This is a genomic window from Moorena sp. SIO3E8 (genome assembly GCF_010692445.1).
Classification (GTDB): Bacteria; Cyanobacteriota; Cyanobacteriia; order Cyanobacteriales; family Coleofasciculaceae; genus Moorena; species Moorena bouillonii.
Map to the genome: position 1 here is coordinate 83,059 of NZ_JAAHHM010000024.1, position 17,074 is coordinate 100,132.

14 protein-coding genes and 1 pseudogene are annotated in these 17,074 nt (G+C 44.1%); 10 read left to right on the plus strand and 5 right to left on the minus strand.

The features are described 5' to 3' along the window. Window positions 1-460 precede the first annotated feature (460 nt). The 7 genes from F6K46_RS13375 (at window position 461) to F6K46_RS13405 (ending at window position 11,363) form a co-directional block, all read left to right on the plus strand. Complete coding sequence (locus tag F6K46_RS13375; RefSeq protein WP_293060846.1) at window positions 461-3,439, plus strand: peptidase domain-containing ABC transporter; 2,979 nt, start codon at window positions 461-463, stop codon at window positions 3,437-3,439. 429 nt (window positions 3,440-3,868) lie between these two features. Next, window positions 3,869-5,527 carry an HlyD family efflux transporter periplasmic adaptor subunit gene (locus F6K46_RS13380; RefSeq protein ID WP_293060844.1) on the plus strand — a complete coding sequence of 553 codons (1,659 nt, stop codon included), beginning with the start codon at window positions 3,869-3,871 and terminating at the stop codon, window positions 5,525-5,527. A gap of 325 nt (window positions 5,528-5,852) precedes the next feature. Continuing rightward, window positions 5,853-5,990: a hypothetical protein gene (locus F6K46_RS13385; RefSeq protein ID WP_293060842.1), complete on the plus strand. Its 138-nt coding sequence runs from the start codon at window positions 5,853-5,855 to the stop codon at window positions 5,988-5,990. Between the two features lie 204 nt (window positions 5,991-6,194). Then, the gene (locus tag F6K46_RS13390) at window positions 6,195-8,582 is read left to right on the plus strand and encodes an ATP-dependent Clp protease ATP-binding subunit (RefSeq protein WP_293060840.1); all 2,388 of its coding nucleotides are present in this window, start codon (window positions 6,195-6,197) and stop codon (window positions 8,580-8,582) included. A gap of 161 nt (window positions 8,583-8,743) precedes the next feature. Continuing rightward, window positions 8,744-9,868: a 3-dehydroquinate synthase gene (gene aroB / locus F6K46_RS13395; protein WP_293060838.1), complete on the plus strand. Its 1,125-nt coding sequence runs from the start codon at window positions 8,744-8,746 to the stop codon at window positions 9,866-9,868. Between the two features lie 200 nt (window positions 9,869-10,068). Then, complete coding sequence (locus F6K46_RS13400; protein ID WP_293060836.1) at window positions 10,069-10,371, plus strand: hypothetical protein; 303 nt, start codon at window positions 10,069-10,071, stop codon at window positions 10,369-10,371. Between the two features lie 335 nt (window positions 10,372-10,706). Continuing rightward, complete coding sequence (locus tag F6K46_RS13405) at window positions 10,707-11,363, plus strand: hypothetical protein (RefSeq protein WP_293060834.1); 657 nt, start codon at window positions 10,707-10,709, stop codon at window positions 11,361-11,363. 11 nt (window positions 11,364-11,374) lie between these two features. On the opposite strand, the gene F6K46_RS13410 is transcribed toward F6K46_RS13405, so the two are convergent. Continuing rightward, window positions 11,375-11,653: a LapA family protein gene (locus F6K46_RS13410; protein ID WP_293060832.1), complete on the minus strand. Its 279-nt coding sequence runs from the start codon at window positions 11,651-11,653 to the stop codon at window positions 11,375-11,377. 529 nt (window positions 11,654-12,182) lie between these two features. Here F6K46_RS13410 and F6K46_RS13415 point away from each other — a divergent pair. After that, window positions 12,183-12,761, plus strand: coding sequence for a Uma2 family endonuclease (locus F6K46_RS13415; protein ID WP_293060830.1), 579 nt, complete (start codon window positions 12,183-12,185; stop codon window positions 12,759-12,761). Between the two features lie 439 nt (window positions 12,762-13,200). Here F6K46_RS13415 and F6K46_RS13420 read toward each other — a convergent pair whose 3' ends face one another. The 3 genes from F6K46_RS13420 to F6K46_RS13430 form a co-directional block, all read right to left on the minus strand. Beyond that, window positions 13,201-13,584, minus strand: coding sequence for a VOC family protein (locus F6K46_RS13420; RefSeq protein WP_293060828.1), 384 nt, complete (start codon window positions 13,582-13,584; stop codon window positions 13,201-13,203). 131 nt (window positions 13,585-13,715) lie between these two features. Beyond that, window positions 13,716-13,997, minus strand: coding sequence for a type II toxin-antitoxin system mRNA interferase toxin, RelE/StbE family (locus F6K46_RS13425; protein ID WP_293060826.1), 282 nt, complete (start codon window positions 13,995-13,997; stop codon window positions 13,716-13,718). Continuing rightward, a complete protein-coding gene (locus F6K46_RS13430; RefSeq protein ID WP_293060824.1) occupies window positions 13,994-14,212 on the minus strand; it encodes a hypothetical protein in 219 nt (72 codons plus the stop codon). Before F6K46_RS13430 ends, F6K46_RS13425 begins: the two co-directional genes overlap by 4 nt. A gap of 143 nt (window positions 14,213-14,355) precedes the next feature. Here F6K46_RS13430 and F6K46_RS13435 point away from each other — a divergent pair, with 143 nt between their 5' ends. Further along, complete coding sequence (locus tag F6K46_RS13435) at window positions 14,356-14,586, plus strand: hypothetical protein (protein WP_293060822.1); 231 nt, start codon at window positions 14,356-14,358, stop codon at window positions 14,584-14,586. 298 nt (window positions 14,587-14,884) lie between these two features. Here F6K46_RS13435 and F6K46_RS13440 read toward each other — a convergent pair. After that, window positions 14,885-16,093, minus strand: a pseudogene (locus F6K46_RS13440) (IS4 family transposase); the annotation flags it as partial. Between the two features lie 665 nt (window positions 16,094-16,758). Here F6K46_RS13440 and F6K46_RS13445 point away from each other — a divergent pair. Next, window positions 16,759-16,923, plus strand: coding sequence for a hypothetical protein (locus tag F6K46_RS13445; RefSeq protein WP_293060820.1), 165 nt, complete (start codon window positions 16,759-16,761; stop codon window positions 16,921-16,923). Window positions 16,924-17,074: the final 151 nt, after the last annotated feature.

The window sequence follows — 17,074 nt, forward strand, 5'->3', positions numbered from 1 at the left end:
AACAAAACTCTAGAAATGAAACTAAACTCAAGAAACCTTAGACAGCGGCTTTGATTCCGGATTTGGGGGAACATGGGCGGGTATGGTCGTTCTCGGCATTATCATCTCGCGCCAGATGGAGAAGATTCCGATAAACCCGTCTAGCTTGGCATTTATGGTAATCCTGAAACTGTGCCGTGGCTAAATGATCATTAGTCTATGGTGATCGGGTAAATTTTTGTTGTTTAAGGCTAGTCTCAATAGATTTTCCCTATGCACCATCATAGCATAGCCAACTAGTTACATTTCTTAATGAAAGAAGCGCTAAGCAAGTCCTAGGGTGCTCTGCAGAGTCTTTACATAAAAAACCGACCTAATATTTATAGCATATCCTCATAAATACCCCATGAGAAGCTGTTATTAAATTTAAGCTAACTAATCTCACGCTCTTGCAAACTAATCTCAAATCCTAAGAGGCTCAATGACCTATACAACAACAATTCAAGAGTTTCTAGCTGGTATTTCGCCGTTCAATCAATTGTCAAGGGCAGCACGGCAAAAACTGTCCACTAGTTGCCAACTGTTGCGCTACCGCATGGGCCAGACAATTGTGGTCAGGGATAAAATGCCAGGCCAAATCTCGATTTTATTCCAAGGCAAAGCCCGTCTAATTGGCTATGACCAACGCCGTCAAACCCCCACAACCCTCAAATTACTACAACCAGGGGCGATTATTGGCTGGGTCAGTTTGGTCAGGGGCATACCGTGTGAAACTGCGATCGCATCGGTGGAAGCGGTTTGTGTCACCATCAATGTGGCTGACTTCTTAGGGCTGCTAGATACAGAAAAATCTTTCTCAGATGCCTTCAAAGCCCGTTGTGGTCTAGTGGAAATCTTTGATCTTTTGGGAACAGAGTTGGGGCGTCGGGCTGAGGCAGAGACTGACCTCAAAGCACTTGCCCTGTTAGCCTGGTCAGACGCTTTAGTTTATAACCTACCTCGGGGCAAGCAAATGTCAAGCCAACTCGACCCCAATCGAGTATGGTTTGTGAGTGGAGGAGCAGCCGCCAATTTACCAGTAGGGTCTTGTCTGAGTTCGGAAGCATTGTCTAGCTTACAGGTCAATGGTCATGGTGCAACGCGCTTGGTGGGAATTCCAGAAGCTATTTTCTCAGAAGCTACCGCTACTGACTCGGAAACCTTGGCTGAGCCTACCGATACAATTCGCACTATACCTCAAGACGATATTCCCCAGGCTCCAGACCGACCGGATGAGGCTCCCGAGACAATTTACACTGACCAGACTACTCCTACAAAATTCCCCTTTATACGGGGTAAAGGAGCGGTGCAGGAATCCTTGGCTTGTTTCCAAATGCTGAGTAAGTACTTTAAAATGCCTTTCCGCAAAGATAGTATACGGAAGGTGCTAAAAAACCAGCATGCTCGCACCGGTCAAATCTCCCTTCAGCACTGTGGTGCAGTGGCAGAACTGATGGGATTAACTGCCCAACTCGCAACAATACCAGCTAACGCTATTAAACGTTTACCGACCCCAGCGATGCTGTTGTGGCACGATAGCTTAGCTATTCTCTATGAAGCCAGTGAACGGCAAGTAGTGCTGGCGGTGCCACAGCTGGGAATTCAAAAGCTTAAACCTAAAGATTTTGAAGAAAACTGGGGAGAAGGCGGGCAGGTACTTCTGTTAAAACCGACCAAAGACACCCCTACCCAGCGCTTTGGTCTGAGTTGGTTTTGGCCTTCTATCGTTCGTTACCGCAAGGTATTGGCGGAAGTTTTAATTGCTTCTTTCTTTGTCCAACTGTTGGGTCTAGCCTATCCCTTGATTATCCGGGTACTCATTGACAAAGTGATATCCCAAAACAGTACCGATACCTTGCAAGTACTGGGAATTTTACTGTTGGTGGTGTCGGTTTTTGAGGGGGTTTTAATCACCCTGCGTACCTACCTGTTTGTAGATACGACCAACCGTATCGATATGTCTCTTGGTTCCGAGATTATCGACCACCTGTTGCGCTTACCCTTAAACTATTTCGAGAAACGACCCGTTGGGGAGTTGTCCACCCGCATCAATGAGCTAGAAAATATCCGCTCCTTTTTGACCGGGACAGCCCTAACCGTGGTGTTAGATTCAGTCTTTTCTATAATCTACATCGTGGTCATGTTCATGTTTAGTTGGGTGCTGACCGTGGTGACTTTGTCAGTGATTCCTTTGTTCATGCTCCTGACCCTGATCGTTTCCCCAATTGTCCGGCAACAGCTACGCAATAAAGCAGAACGGAATGCTCAAACCCAATCCTATCTAGTAGAGGTATTATCTGGTATTTCCACCGTCAAAGCCCAGAATATTGAATTGCGATCGCGTTGGAAATGGCAAGAGAAATATGGGCGCTATGTTAGTGAAGGCTTCAAGAATGTGCTAACCTCTACCGCCGCCAGTTCTATGAGCACCTTCTTGAACAAACTCTCTGGTTTACTTGTGCTGTGGGTAGGGGTCTATCTAGTACTAGATGGACAATTAAGCTTAGGGGGGTTGATTGCCTTTCGAATTATTGGGGGCTACGTTACCAGTCCCTTGCTGCGTTTAGCCCAACTTTGGCAAAACTTCCAGTCTACAGCCCTATCTCTCGAACGCCTCAGTGACATTGTCGATACACCGAAAGAAGTGGCTGAAGCAGACCAGGGTAATATCCCCTTGCCCTCTATCAGGGGAGACATTCGCTATGAAAATCTCTCCTTCCGCTTTGCCAAGAGTGGACCAATGCAACTGAATAACATTAACGTCGAGATTCCAGCTGGTTCATTTGTAGGGATTGTGGGTCAAAGTGGTTCCGGTAAGAGTACCATGACCAAACTTTTGGCTAGACTCTATGCTCCAGAGTCCGGTCGCATCATTGTCGATGGTTACGATATCTCGAAAGTCGAACTCTATTCCCTGCGGCGTCAGATTGGGATTGTGCCTCAGGAAACCCTGTTGTTTGAGGGAAGCGTTCAAGAGAATATTGCTCTGACCAATCCTGATGCAGACAGTGAGGAAATTATTCAGGCAGCAAAAATAGCAGTAGCCCATGATTTTATCATGGGTTTGCCTTTGGGTTACAATAGCAGCGTTGGCGAAAGGGGTTCAGGTCTTTCCGGGGGACAACGACAGCGTATTGCGATCGCCAGAACGATTTTGCAATCACCCCAGTTAATGATATTAGATGAAGCCACCAGCGCCCTCGATTATGACACCGAGCGGCAAGTGTGTTTAAATCTAGCGGAAGCTTTTCAACAAAGCACGGTATTGTTCATTACCCACCGCCTAGGAACCATTCGCAACGCTGATATCATTTTGATGATGGATCGGGGTTCAATAGTAGAGCAAGGCACTCATGATGAACTGATGGCTCAGAAAGGTCGTTACTATTGCCTCTACATGCAACAAGATGCTCAAATGTAGCTATGAAGGGTGAAGGATGAAGGATTAACCATGAAGGGTTAAGCATTAAGGATGAAGGGTTAAGCATTAAGTGTGTATTGTCTCGGTATTTGCTATTTGGTTTAACCCTTGGTGTCGGATAGACTAGGCTCAAGGATAAAAAAATACTAGTGGTCGGGTAGTTGCTTTTACAGCAAGCGTTTAATTGAGAGCGAGAAGTTTTTGCTAACTCCCCCTATAGTAAGTGATAAAAATGATCAATGAGTCAGTTTTTTTATTAGTTACTAAATTTAATTATTAAACCCGATAATTATCTCATTCGTCATCCTTTATCCTTCATTCTTTCTTTTTTATCCTTAATTCGTCATCCTTTATCCTTCATTCTTTCTTTTTGATCCTTGATCATTCATCCAATACCCAAGTATTAACGAATAGCAGGAGCTAATAACGATGAGCCAATATAATGGCAATGGTAATGGCAATGGTAATGGCAATGGTAATGGCAATGGTAATGGCAATGGTAATGGCAATGGTCCCAAACGAAATCCAAAAATCAACTTAGGTTCTGTGGGTACTATGAGCAAAACCACAGTGCCTCAAGACACCAGGGACAGACATCGTGCTTCTAATAGTCACCTCGAATTCGACCAGCCAGTTATTTTAGAACAATCGCCCCATTGGTCTCATGCCATTCTCTGGGCACTGTTGAGTCTAACAAGTTTTGGTATGGTGTGGGCTTACTTTGCCAAAATTGACTATGCGGTTCCCGCTCGGGGCAAGCTAGAGCCACAAGGTGCAGTTAAAGAAGTCCAAGCTCCTGTGGGTGGAGTGGTAACAAAAATTCATATTAAGGAAGGACAGCGGGTTAAAGAAGGGGATTTGCTCCTTTCGTTTGAGCCTAAGGCTACTCAGGCTCAACTGACTTCTCTCAATAAACGCCGGGCTACCTTAATCAGAGAAAACCAGTTTTATCAAGCTGCAATTAGTAATCCTAATTATCCACCTGTACCACCACCAGGTTTGGACATACAACTGTCCTCACAACTGCCTTCTCTGATCGCTAGTCGAAACACGGTACTGGCAGAAATTCGACTTTATCGCGCTCAACTGAGTGGAGGTTCTAAGAGCGCTAATCTTAGCCCTGAACAACGAATTCGTTTACAATATGGTACTTCTGCACTTGACGCTCGGATTGCTGAACTTGAGAGTAGAATTGGCTCCCTACAGGAACAGCTCAAACAAAATCAGATTCAACTTGCCAATGGCAGAGACATCCTAACAGTTGAGCAGGGTATTCTTGCAGATCTCAGACCCCTGTATGAACAAGGGGGCTTTTCTAAGATTCAGTTCTTGAGGCAGGAAAATGAGGTCAAAAATCGCCAAACTGAGATCAACTCTAGGATTGAAGAAGAACAACGCTTGCAAAAAGAAATTGCTGGGGTCAGAGCAAATCTACTCAATACTATTGCCTCTTCTCAACGAGAACTGACGGATTTGATGGCTCAGAATAATGAAAGAATTGATAGCATAAACACCCAAATAGCTAGCATTATAAGTCAATTAAATCAACGTATTGTTGATAACAATAAGCAGATGGCTGAAATTGATAGCCAGTTGCAGCAGGCTCAACTAACCCTAAGCTATCAAGAACTACGAGCTCCTGTTGATGGAACAGTCTTTGATTTGCAACCCTCAACTCCTGGTTTTGTTGCCAATACCACTGAGCCAGTGCTAAAAATTGTTCCGGGTAGCTCTCTGATTGCTAAGGTGTATCTTACTAACCGAGACATCGGGTTTGTGGAAGCAGGTATGGAAACCGAAGTCAGAGTTGACTCTTTTCCCTTTAGTGAGTTTGGTGATGTAAAAGGGAAGGTACTATCTATTGGTTCTGATGCCCTACCACCGGATCCTGCGGAATTGCGTCAAGACTATACTTTCCCTGCCAAAATCGAATTGGATAAACAGTTCATTCAAGCTTATGGCAAAGAAGTGCCATTGCAATCGGGTATGTCTATCAGTGCCAATATCCGGGTGCGTAAGCGAACAGTGATGAGTATTTTCACCGAGATGTTTTTGGATAAGACTGAAAGCTTGACCAAAATGCGTTAGCTATCAGCTATCAGCTATCAGCTATCAGCTATCAGCTATCAGCTATCAGCTATCAGCTATCAGTTATCAGCTATAAACTATCAGCTATCAGCTATCAGCTATCAGCTATCAGCTATCAGCTATCAGCTATCAGCTATCAGCTATCAGCTATCAGCTATCAGCTATCAGCTTTGTGGCACAGGCTTCTAACCTGTGCCACAAAGCTGTTTGGGTAGCGTGGCCAACGGCCAAGGGCAAATCCCCACACTTTTCTAGAACTATTAAATTCTCCCGTTCAAGGTTTATTTTAAGTAAGCTGACGGCTCAGGATAATTACCCTGTCTTGATGCAGTCGCTCATGGGGGAAACCCCCAAGACCGCGCTGCATCGCTTAATAAAAATCTCCCTATCTCCCTATCTCCCTATCTCCCTATCTCCCTATCTCCCCATCTCCCTATCTCCCCATCTCCCTATCTCCCTCTAATGATGGGTATTCAACCTGATTTGATATCAGCGATCGCTAATGGTTTTGGTTGCTGCCATTGGCGGCAACCACTCCTCAAGATTACGGTTCTACCGACTGCTGAGTTTAAGCACAGATGGGTACATTGATGGAAGTAAAGTACATAAAACTTTACACCAGGGTGATATTTCACCCACTGCTTAAATTCGGTAAGGTGAACCGGGGATGTTTGAACATTTTACAGATAAAGCGATCAAATCCATCATGCTGGCTCAGGAGGAAACCCGTCGCTTGGGACACAGCCTCGTAGGAACTGAGGAACTGCTGTTGGGTTTGATTGCACAAGGAACAGCTGTGGCAGCCAGAGTACTGAGTGATTTTGGTGTAACCCTCGAAGATGCTCGCTACTCGGTAGAAAACACTGTGGGTCGGGGTTCGAGAATGGTTAGCTCAGAACTTCCTTTCACCCCCAAAGCTAAACAAATTTTCCAGCAATCTTTCCAGGAAGCTAAGCAACTAGGACACAACTACATCGATACTGAACATTTGTTGCTAGCTATTATTCACTACAGGAATAGCGTTGCGAGTCAAGTACTGGTCAACCTGGGTGTAGACTTAACAGAATTACGCATCCATGTCATTAGTACGATAGCAGAATTAACAGCAGCAACGACTGCTAGGGGAAAAGGTTCCTCGTTTATGGGGAATACTCAAAACCAGAAAGCTACCTTAGAAGAATTTGGAACTAATCTGAGCAAGTTAGCTGCAGAGGGCAAACTAGATCCGGTGGTTGGTCGTCAGCAGGAAATCGAGCGGGTGGTTCAGATTTTAGGTCGTCGTAGCAAGAATAACCCGATCTTACTGGGGGAACCGGGAGTTGGCAAAACTGCGATCGCAGAAGGTCTAGCCCAACGGATTGTATCTCAAGATGTTCCAGACCTGTTGGCAGACAAACAAGTGATTAGCCTAGATATGGCTTTATTGGTTTCTGGTACTCGCTTCCGGGGAGACTTTGAAGAACGCCTCAAGCAGGTTGTGTCTGAAGTCCAGCAATCGGGGAATATTATCCTAGTAATTGACGAAATTCACACCTTAGTCGGTGCAGGCTCCTTAGAAGGGGGTATGGATGCGGCTAATCTCCTTAAGCCTGCTCTCGCTAGAGGTGAACTCCAGTGCTTGGGAGCTACTACTCTGGATGAATACCGGAAGTATATTGAGAAAGACGCAGCACTAGAACGTCGTTTCCAGCCAGTCATGGTCTCGGAACCCTCTGTAGAGGATACCATTGACATACTCCATGGTTTGCGATCAACCTACGAGGAGTATCACAAAGTCCAGATTTCTGACCAAGCGTTACTGGCTGCAGCTCAATTGTCAGACCGCTATATCTCGGACCGCTATTTACCTGACAAAGCCATTGACTTGATTGACGAAGCTGGGAGTCGGGTTCACTTGATGCACTCAAAGCCTTCCTCAAAGGCTAGAGCAGAATCAGAGTGGGAGAGTGAGGGAATTGAAGGTAAGTTATCCCCATCTCCAACTATTCCGATTGTGGATCAAGAAGACATTGCTCAGATTGTAGCGTCTTGGACTGGGATACCGGTCAATAAACTGACGGAATCTGAATCAGCTCTGCTGCTGCACTTGGAAGAAACCTTGCACGAGCGGATCATTGGTCAAGACGAAGCTGTTACTGCTGTGTCTCGGGCAATTCGTCGGGCAAGAGTTGGATTAAAGGATCCCAATCGACCGATTGCTAGCTTTATCTTCTCTGGTCCGACTGGAGTTGGTAAGACAGAACTGGCTAAATCCTTGGCTTCCTACCTGTTTGGGTCAGAAGACAAGATGATTCGCCTTGACATGTCGGAATATATGGAACGCCACACTGTTTCCAAGCTGATTGGTTCTCCCCCAGGGTTTGTGGGGTACGACGAAGGTGGTCAACTGACTGAAGCTGTCCGACGCCAGCCCTACTCGGTGGTACTATTTGATGAAATCGAGAAAGCTCACCCTGACGTTTTCAACGTACTGTTGCAATTGTTAGATGATGGTCGCTTAACCGATGCTAAAGGTCGTACTGTAGATTTCAAGAACACAATCTTAATCATGACCTCCAACATTGGTTCTAAAGTGATTGAAAAAGGAGGTAGTGCTTTTGGCTTTGAGTCATCAAATAACCAAGATGAGTCTAGGTACAACCAGATCCGCACTCAGGTCAATGACAATCTCAAAGACTATTTCCGTCCTGAGTTCCTCAACCGCCTTGACGAGATAATTGTCTTCCGTCAGCTCAAGAAGAATGAAGTTAAGGAAATTGCTGACATCCTGCTCCAGGAAATCTCTAGCTCTATACAAGAGCAAGGAATTATCCTGGAAGTCACAGAGGCTTTCAAAGACCACTTAGTCACAGCAGGCTACGAACCGAGCTATGGTGCTAGACCTCTACGACGGGCAATTATGAGCCTGCTAGAAGATAGCTTAGCCGAAGCCATGCTATCTGGTCAGATTCAAGAGGGTGATACAGCAATTGTTGATGTGGATGACCACGGTCAGGTTACCGTATTATCTGGTAACGCTCAAAAGAAGCTGCTGCAACCAGTTGGTGTTTGCTAGTGCCAAGTAGTGATGCCAAATTTCCTTAAAGCCTGGACTTTAAAGGCTGGATCTGTAGAGGGGTAGCCTTTAACCCCTCTAAGATATATCTACATCTACATATTTTTTATAGACGTAGATATATACAGCGCCATAGTTCACAAGGAAAAAGGCTCCCCCCCATGAAGTTAGTTATTCCCGTTGCTCTACCAGAACATTCCTATGATATTGCGATCGCACAACAGCTTCCTGATGGCAAAATGACCACAGGTGGCTTAGATGATATTGGGGTTTGGATGAGCCGTCTACAGTTGGGCAAAAAAGTTTTAGTGGTATCGAATCCAGCGATTTTCCGAAGATATGGGGAAAGAGCGATCGCAGCCTTGGAGTTAGTGGGATATCAGGTATCTAGCCTTACCCTCCCTGCTGGTGAACGATACAAAACTGTCAAATCTATCCAAAAGATCTATGATCTTGCCCTAGAAAACCGCCTAGAACGTTCCTCGACTCTAGTGGCATTGGGCGGTGGGGTAATTGGGGATATGACAGGATTTGCTGCTGCCACTTGGCTAAGGGGAATTAATTTCGTTCAGGTTCCCACATCGCTGTTGGCCATGGTTGATGCTTCAGTTGGTGGCAAGACTGGGGTCAATCACCCCAAGGGCAAAAACTTGATTGGTGCCTTCCATCAACCACGATTTGTCTTAATTGACCCTTCGGTATTAAAAACATTGCCAGCCCGAGAATTGCGAGCAGGGATGGCAGAAGTGATTAAATATGGGATTATCTGGGATGAAGAGCTGTTTGTGAAACTAGAGGAATCGAACCGACTTGACCAATTGCGTTACCTGAAGAAGGATTTATTAGAAACAATTCTCTCTCGGTCTTGTCAAGCTAAAGCGGATGTGGTCAGTCAGGATGAGAAAGAAGCTGGGATCAGAGCAATTTTGAACTATGGTCACACCATTGGTCATGCCGTAGAAAGCTTAACTGGCTACAAGTTAGTCAATCATGGGGAAGCCGTAGGGATTGGAATGGTAGCGGCAGGCCAGATTGCTGTGGCACTCCAGATGTGGCAGCCAGAAGATGCCGAACGCCAGGATGCTTTAATCAAAAAAGCTGGACTACCTACTCAGTTACCCAGTGGCCTAGATATTGATGCCATTATTGATACCCTGCAAACGGATAAGAAAGTTAAAGACGGTAAGGTCCGATTTGTTTTGCCTACCAAGATTGGTGAAGTAACCTTGACAGATCAGGTGCCAACTGATGTGATTAGGGAAGTGCTTCGGCAAATACAGCAATAGGAAAGGGAATAGGGAGTAGGGAATCGGGAATCGGGAATCGGGAATCGGGAATCGGGAATCGGGAGTCGGGAGTCGCTTACAAGGGTAGGTTTTTGACAAAGGGGCGAGTAGGTACTTTTATTGGCGTTGCGTCAGTCTTTGAATGAATAGAAGTAGAGTGGGCATCCTGCCCGCCCGAAAATAAGCATGAAACTGGCAAGATGCCAGTTCCACCAAGATGCCGATTCCACCAAGATGCCCATTCCACCAAGATGCCAGTTCCACCAAGATGCCCATTCTACAGGTGCGACCCGTGGCGAATTAAATTCGCTACAGGTCGCACCGCTCCCGACTCCCGACTCCCGACTCCCGACTCCCGACTCCCGATTCCCGATTCCCGACTCCCGACTCCCGATTCCCGATTCCCGATTCCCGATTCCCAACTCCCGACTCAAATGTCAAGGTTTGATAACTTGCTCTTAATATATATCGAAGATGCTATCAAACAATGGATAACTGGCTAAAGGGTATGACCCCTCATGTAACTCAATCCCTTACTGGGTAAGACTATCCCAAGGTTACCCTAGGGGGCTGAAACGATTTGCCCACACCATTATCCATAGCCATTAAGGAAAGTTCATCGAGAAATCGCAAAATTTTGAAAATGAGCTAGGGTAGACATTGGCACCAATCTAGTTTTCAATCTAGGGTTAGGTCGCCATTGACACACGAAAATTCCCCAAAACTATGGGCAAAGGGCTTATTGCCCCACGTTAAGGGTGAAATTAATTAAAAAATATGCGACCTTAGCAGTAGTGGCAATTTGTTGTAATTCGGTTCCAGTTGAGAGGCAATATTAATGAGTGATGGTATGGCATTCCTGACGGGGGCTGCCTTTGCCGGTATGGCAGCATTGTTTCTCCTCAAAGGAGGAGGCAATATGGTGGCGAATAACCTTCCCTCTTCCCAACCCTTCCAAATTTCCCCTAACAATCCCTATAATTCCCCTTACGCAGATCAAGCGCCAAACCAGGCTCTAGCTTCGCCGAACTTAAATAATAATTTAAATAATATGCTCAATGTTGAACAGCAGCGGCGGGACACTGAGCAGCTCAAAACTATGGTTGAGCAACAACGAGCTGAAACTGAACAGCTCAAAGCCCAACTTCACAATCAGCAGTTACTGCTAGACAATCTAACTGCTCAGGTTGATGCCAGTGTGATCAGGGCTCCTGAGCAACTAATCCCTAATCGTAAAACTAATAATGAGACGGCAAATACCCTGATGTCAGGGATACTTTGGGGACTTGGCGGTATGGCAGTAACCATTGGTGGTGGTGCCGTTGTGATTGGGGGGTTAGCCTTGCTATCACGACCACAGCGTCCTCCTCGTACAACTTATGTGGTGCAACACCCCTACTCTGGTGTTCCTCCTTCCCTACCAGCTAGACGGCGCTCTGAGTTTATGTCTCATCAATATGATGATAGACTTTATGACCGGATGGACTACGATTAAATTCTCCAAGTCTACTCATCGTAGTATAGGTCATCCTCATAGTCTAGGATTTTCCAGGATTGTCCCAAAAGCTGCCACACTAGAGGTGCGATCGCTCCCCCAAGAAGACCAATACCAACGCTAATAGCCAAGACAACACCGATTGGCAGATCAATCGACTCGAAGACTAAAAACTTCACGGATACTTCCGTGATATTTTGGATCGAAAAAATAGCGATCGCGCCAATCCAAATAGCAACTATCAGAGATGTCAGAAGTAAGCCAAGTCCTCTGATTAGGGAATAGTTCATGATGGTGACTAGTTTCTTGTGACTAGTTAGCTCTCTGTATTCTTTTTTCTAGCACATTCGCCAATAGCATCCTTTCCTCAACCCAACCTACAAGACTCTGGTGTAGGGTGGGCAAATAATTATAGTTTCACTATTTGATTAGTTATCATCCACCTTTGCCCACCCTACTGACTGACTCTGGTGTAGGGTGGGCAAATAATTATAGTTTCACTATTTGATTAGTTATCATCCACCTTTGCCCACCCTACTGACTGACTCTGGTGTAGGGTGGGCAAATAATCATAGTTTGACCATTTGTACAGTTTTCATGTCCATTTGCCCACCCTACTGACTCTGGTGTAGGGTGGGCAAATAATCATAGTTTCACTATTTGTACAGTTATCATCCACCTTTGCCCACCCTACTGACTGACTCTGGTGTAGGGTGGGCAAATAATCATAGTTTGACCATTTGTACAGTTTTCATGTCCATTTGCCCACCCTACTGACTATGTCACAATAGCCGGTAAGGATAGCCCGAGGTGAGAGGGATGCCCCCACTACTCGACCAAACCACCGACCAACGCATTGTTCATGATGGCACCTGGGAACAGTTTAAGTTCATCCAGAAGGGATTTGATGGTTCTCCTGGAGTACGGCTGTTCTACTATGATGGGATAATCGAGATTCTGATGCCAGGACGGGAACACGAAATTTTTGCCAGTATCATCGGTTACTTAATCACAACCTTTCTGACGGAAAAGGGTATTTTCTTTCAGCCAACTCGTTCCATGACTCAGGAAAAAGAGGGAGTCGCCTCTGCCCAAGCTGATGAGTCTTATTGCATCGGAAGTGTTAAGCCGATTCCAGATTTGTCCATTGAAGTAGTTTTTAGTAGTGGTGGCATCAGCAAGTTAGAACGCTATCAAGCTTTAGGTGTTCCAGAGGTTTGGTTTTGGGAAGATGGATTACTAAAGCTTTATCATCTTACTGATGGTAGTTATGTCCCAATTGAGCGTAGCTTGCTACCCGGACTGAGTGAACTAGATCTTGATTGGTTCAGACACTGTGTTTTGATGGCGGAAACCGATGCGGGAGAAGCCATTAGAGCATTTCGTCGGCAGATTTAGCTATCAGCTATCAGCTATCAGCTATGAGTTGGGTAGGGTGGGCAAATAATCATAGTTTCACCAAAAGTACAGTTATCTGTCCATTTGCCCACCCTACGCCACTTGCATCTTAAAATCATTCCATTATTAAGCAACGCCAATAATGATATAGCAATTCTTTTTCCCATGAGGTACAAACGGATCCCCCTAAATCCCCCTTAACAAGGGGGACTTTGAGGTTGATAAGTGTACCTCATACATGCAATCAACGCTATAGTTTTACCAAAAGATGAGTTATCATCCACCTTTGCCCACCCTACTGAGTAATATCATGTCCGGATAATTAGTTATAAAAAACCTTCTCCGATTAAACCTTACTCCTTTACTTCTGCCTTCTGCCTTCTGCCCTCTGCCTTCGATTCCCCAAAGTGTAAGTATTCAACCTGACATGATATAACCTCTAGACTGGCCCCACCACATGGCTGTCGTAAAAGCTAATTATGTTTCCTGAAGGTTCAGAGACATCAAACACACTGTGTATTCGGCCTTCGCGAATTTCGCTCGGTGCATAGCCAGCCTCTTGCAGGGCGACCTGTTGAGCCTTCAAATCATTAACCATCAGATCAAAACTCGCTTGTCCTGGTTCTGCTTCAGGTTTATTTCTAACCACCAGATGGGTTCCCCCTCTCAACTCCAGCACTGCTAAGTCTTGAAATTCAGCAACTTTTCGCATCCCCACAAACTTGAAGAAGTCGAGAGATTTTTTGAAGTCTGAAACGTTTATGCTAACATGCCCAATCCAAATAGGAGGGCGTTCATCTTGCTGTGGATTATTTGGGGTCATCGTTCTTACTCTAAAACTGTTGGATATTGTTCAAATCCCTGTGAAGTGGTGTAGGGTGGGCTGCGTCATGATAGTTTCACCATTTGAGCCGTTATGATATCCATTTGCCCACCCTACTGACTAGGGCTTCGCTAATATACTTCATCATGAGTACCTAAATTAAGCAACAAAATAGCTTCTTCTTGATCTTCTGAATTTTCGATAAATTCAAATAAAATACGGTAGCTGTAGTCAATTGAACATGACCAGATATTGGATAAATCACCTTTAAGTTTGTGGGTATGTAAGCTAGGATGAAAGGGATCTTCTGCTAACTGACGCAGGGTTTTTTCAATTAGCGGTCTAAAATATGGTCTTTTACGAATTATTCGTTTAAAACCTCTTAGGGATTGGGGTGTCCAAGCTATTTTCATGGTTGATCGAGTTCTTCTAGGAATTGATCAACTGAACCAAATGTTACTTTGCCTTCTGCTAATTCTTGGTGAATTTCTTGGATTTCTTGGGATATTATGGCTCTACGTTGTAGATGGAATCGTTTCAGAAGAATATCGAGTAATATCTCTTGCTCTTCTAAGGACAATTTTTCAACGGTTTCAATCGCTTGCTGAAAGGCTGAGGTTTTGAGCATGCTTTCTTGATCATTTGCTGGTTTTTTCTATTTTATCTTTATCAGTCATACCCTCAACCCAACCTACAAGATCGGCGTACGCACTCAGTCAGCAGATTTAGCCGTAGGGTGGGCTGCGTCATGAGAGTTTCATCCTTTGATCAGTGATCATCAACATGCAGCCCACCCTACAAAAGCGATTGGCCTACGGCCACGCTACGCGATCGCACTACAAAAGTGATCTGATCACCTTCAACCTGATCACCTTCAACCTGATCACCTTCAACCTACTAACCTTCAACCTGATCACCTTCAACCTACTAACCTTCAACCTACTAACCTTCAACCTGATCACCTTCAACCTGATCACCTTCACGCTAATTTCAACCTCATAACCCCAAAAAAAATAGCCGCAGAAATACTTTCCACGGCTAGGAATTTTCGCTTATGCACTCAATTTTCTCACCTATCCGATTTTGATCGGATCCTTTGTCCAGGGGGGAAACCCCCCCAGAAATTTAAGGTCTTAACGCTGAGGGGGCGACGAAATAATCTAAAACGCAGACTCTATAAGTAATCTAGCCCTTAGACCTCGTTGATAATACTTTCGTTGTCTTGATGCAGTCGCTCATGGGGGAAACCCCCAAGACCGCGCTGCATCGCTTATTAGGACCCACGTCTCATTAATTCGGTTACTAATTCTAGACAAACATCTTTGAAGTTAACCCAGGTTTGACCATATAAACCAACGTAAAAACTGCTATGTCTTCTCTCCAATCGGCCAGATTCTTTTACACGAGACACATAGTTTTGGATTCCTTTACGTTTAATGTTATGACCTTGAATAGTTGCCGAAGTATAAGCTATAATCATCAATAAAACTAGAGAAATAAAGCGTTTACCTTCAACGTTAGTCTTTTCTAAATTATAACCACCTGTCTTAAAATCTCTAAACATTTCCATGCCTCGCTTCGCTCGCCAGGCTTCGCCAACGAATCAAATCTTTGTTTGTAGGCTGAAATCGCCGAATTTAAGCTATCCAAATTTGTCAAAATAAACCATCCTTCTTTTGGGGCTACTCCGTTAAGTTTACGTTTCCATTTAGCGGCAATATTAAAACTTAGGAAACCACGAGTCTTCGTGACTTTAATTCCTTTAATAAATAAAGACACTCCAGGTACTAGACCTAAATCATTTAATTTAATCCAACTCTTTTTTTGATATTCAACTAACTCATTCTTTTTTAAACGCAAACAAAAATCTCTACCCAATTCCTGAAGATGATTTGCTAACTTTACCGAACAAAATTCTCGTTCGCGAAGCGTGACCAAAGGTCAATCTCCCAATACACAGATTTTAGAGTTTTTTAAAATCGGGATAACTTTTGATAAAATACTTTGTTGTTCTTTTAAATTACTACTACCTAACTTGGGTAACAAGGTAAAATATAGTGGAAACGCTCTGTCTTGATGCAGTCGCTCATGGGGGGAACCCCCAAGACCGCGCTGCATCGCTTTTATCCCAAATGAGGCTAACCATGAATAAATTGATATAACACCAATTCGTTCTATCAATTGCTAAATAAATTAGTTTTTCATCGGTAAAGTATCTTTTCAAGCATTCTTCAACTATTGGAAACCACAAGTCTTCAATTGTTAACTTTGGTAACGATAAAAATCTTTAGGTGCGACCCGTGGCGAATTTAATTCGCCAACGGAAAGCGCACCTTCGGATTCTTTTTCTTCTACTTTCAAATTTAATGGGTAAAGGGAGAGCATTGGCTAATTTTTCTAAATTAACTTTTTTAATTGACTGTAATAGATTTATAAAAATTTTTAAGAAAATATATTCAGCTAGACTCAATTGACTTTTGAGATGGTTTTGGTAGAATTCTGGTAACATTGTCTATAGGTAGGTCTTGTTGCAAATTGAGAGACCTACCTTTTTATACCACAAAATCCTACAAACTTTACATACCAAGCATTTCAGACTGTTTCGTCGCCCCCCCAGGTCTTAACGCCAAATCCAATACCTCATCATAATCGTAATAAATTCTCCTGGATTTCCCGTCGGTTGAAGAGGACCCCAGTCAGTAAGTTGAGCGTAGCCCAGGCCATTAAGGATATATACGGTATGGGTTATTTGCTCGCGAGACCCTTTTAAAATGTACGGAACAACAAATCCGTTTGAATTATCGTTTGAATTTGGCTGAGAGTTTTGAAGCATAGTCGATTAATTGTTTTTATGTTTAAAATATAATTATAATGATTATAAATAATTTGTTCAAGGGTTTTTAGATTTTTTGTGTTGAGGGGGAATTGAAAGAAAGGTGAGCTAACAGCTATCAGCTATCAGCTATCAGCTATCAGCTATCAGCTAACAGCTATCAGCTATCAGCTATCAGCTATCAGCTATCAGCTATCAGTTTAATGCTTAAAATTATGCTCGTTTGCGTAGCGTGACCGATGCGCAAATGGTATAATTTAATTGCTTTAATTTTGGATATATTATGAATAATATTTTGGGATTTTGTAGGGTGCGTTAGGCGGTTTTGTTGAGACGATTATATGAGAGAACAAAGGGTTGAAGCCGTAACGCACCATGGTATTGCGTTAGAAAGGTTTGGTTTCAATTTGGATATTGATGGTGCGTTACATTTCAGGCTTCGCACCCTACAAGAGCGATTGACCTTTGGTCACGCTACGCGAACGCACTACTATAGCTTGCTATGAATCGCTCGAATCGGGGTAGGGTGGCAGGGTAATCGCATCTTAATTTTGTATAAAATGTACTTGACAAATAGTTAGGTGTGTGGGTCTACCTCCCAGAAGCCCAAGCAGTTAACCTGAGGATCAACAAAAGTTTCTATTTCCCCATCGTTGG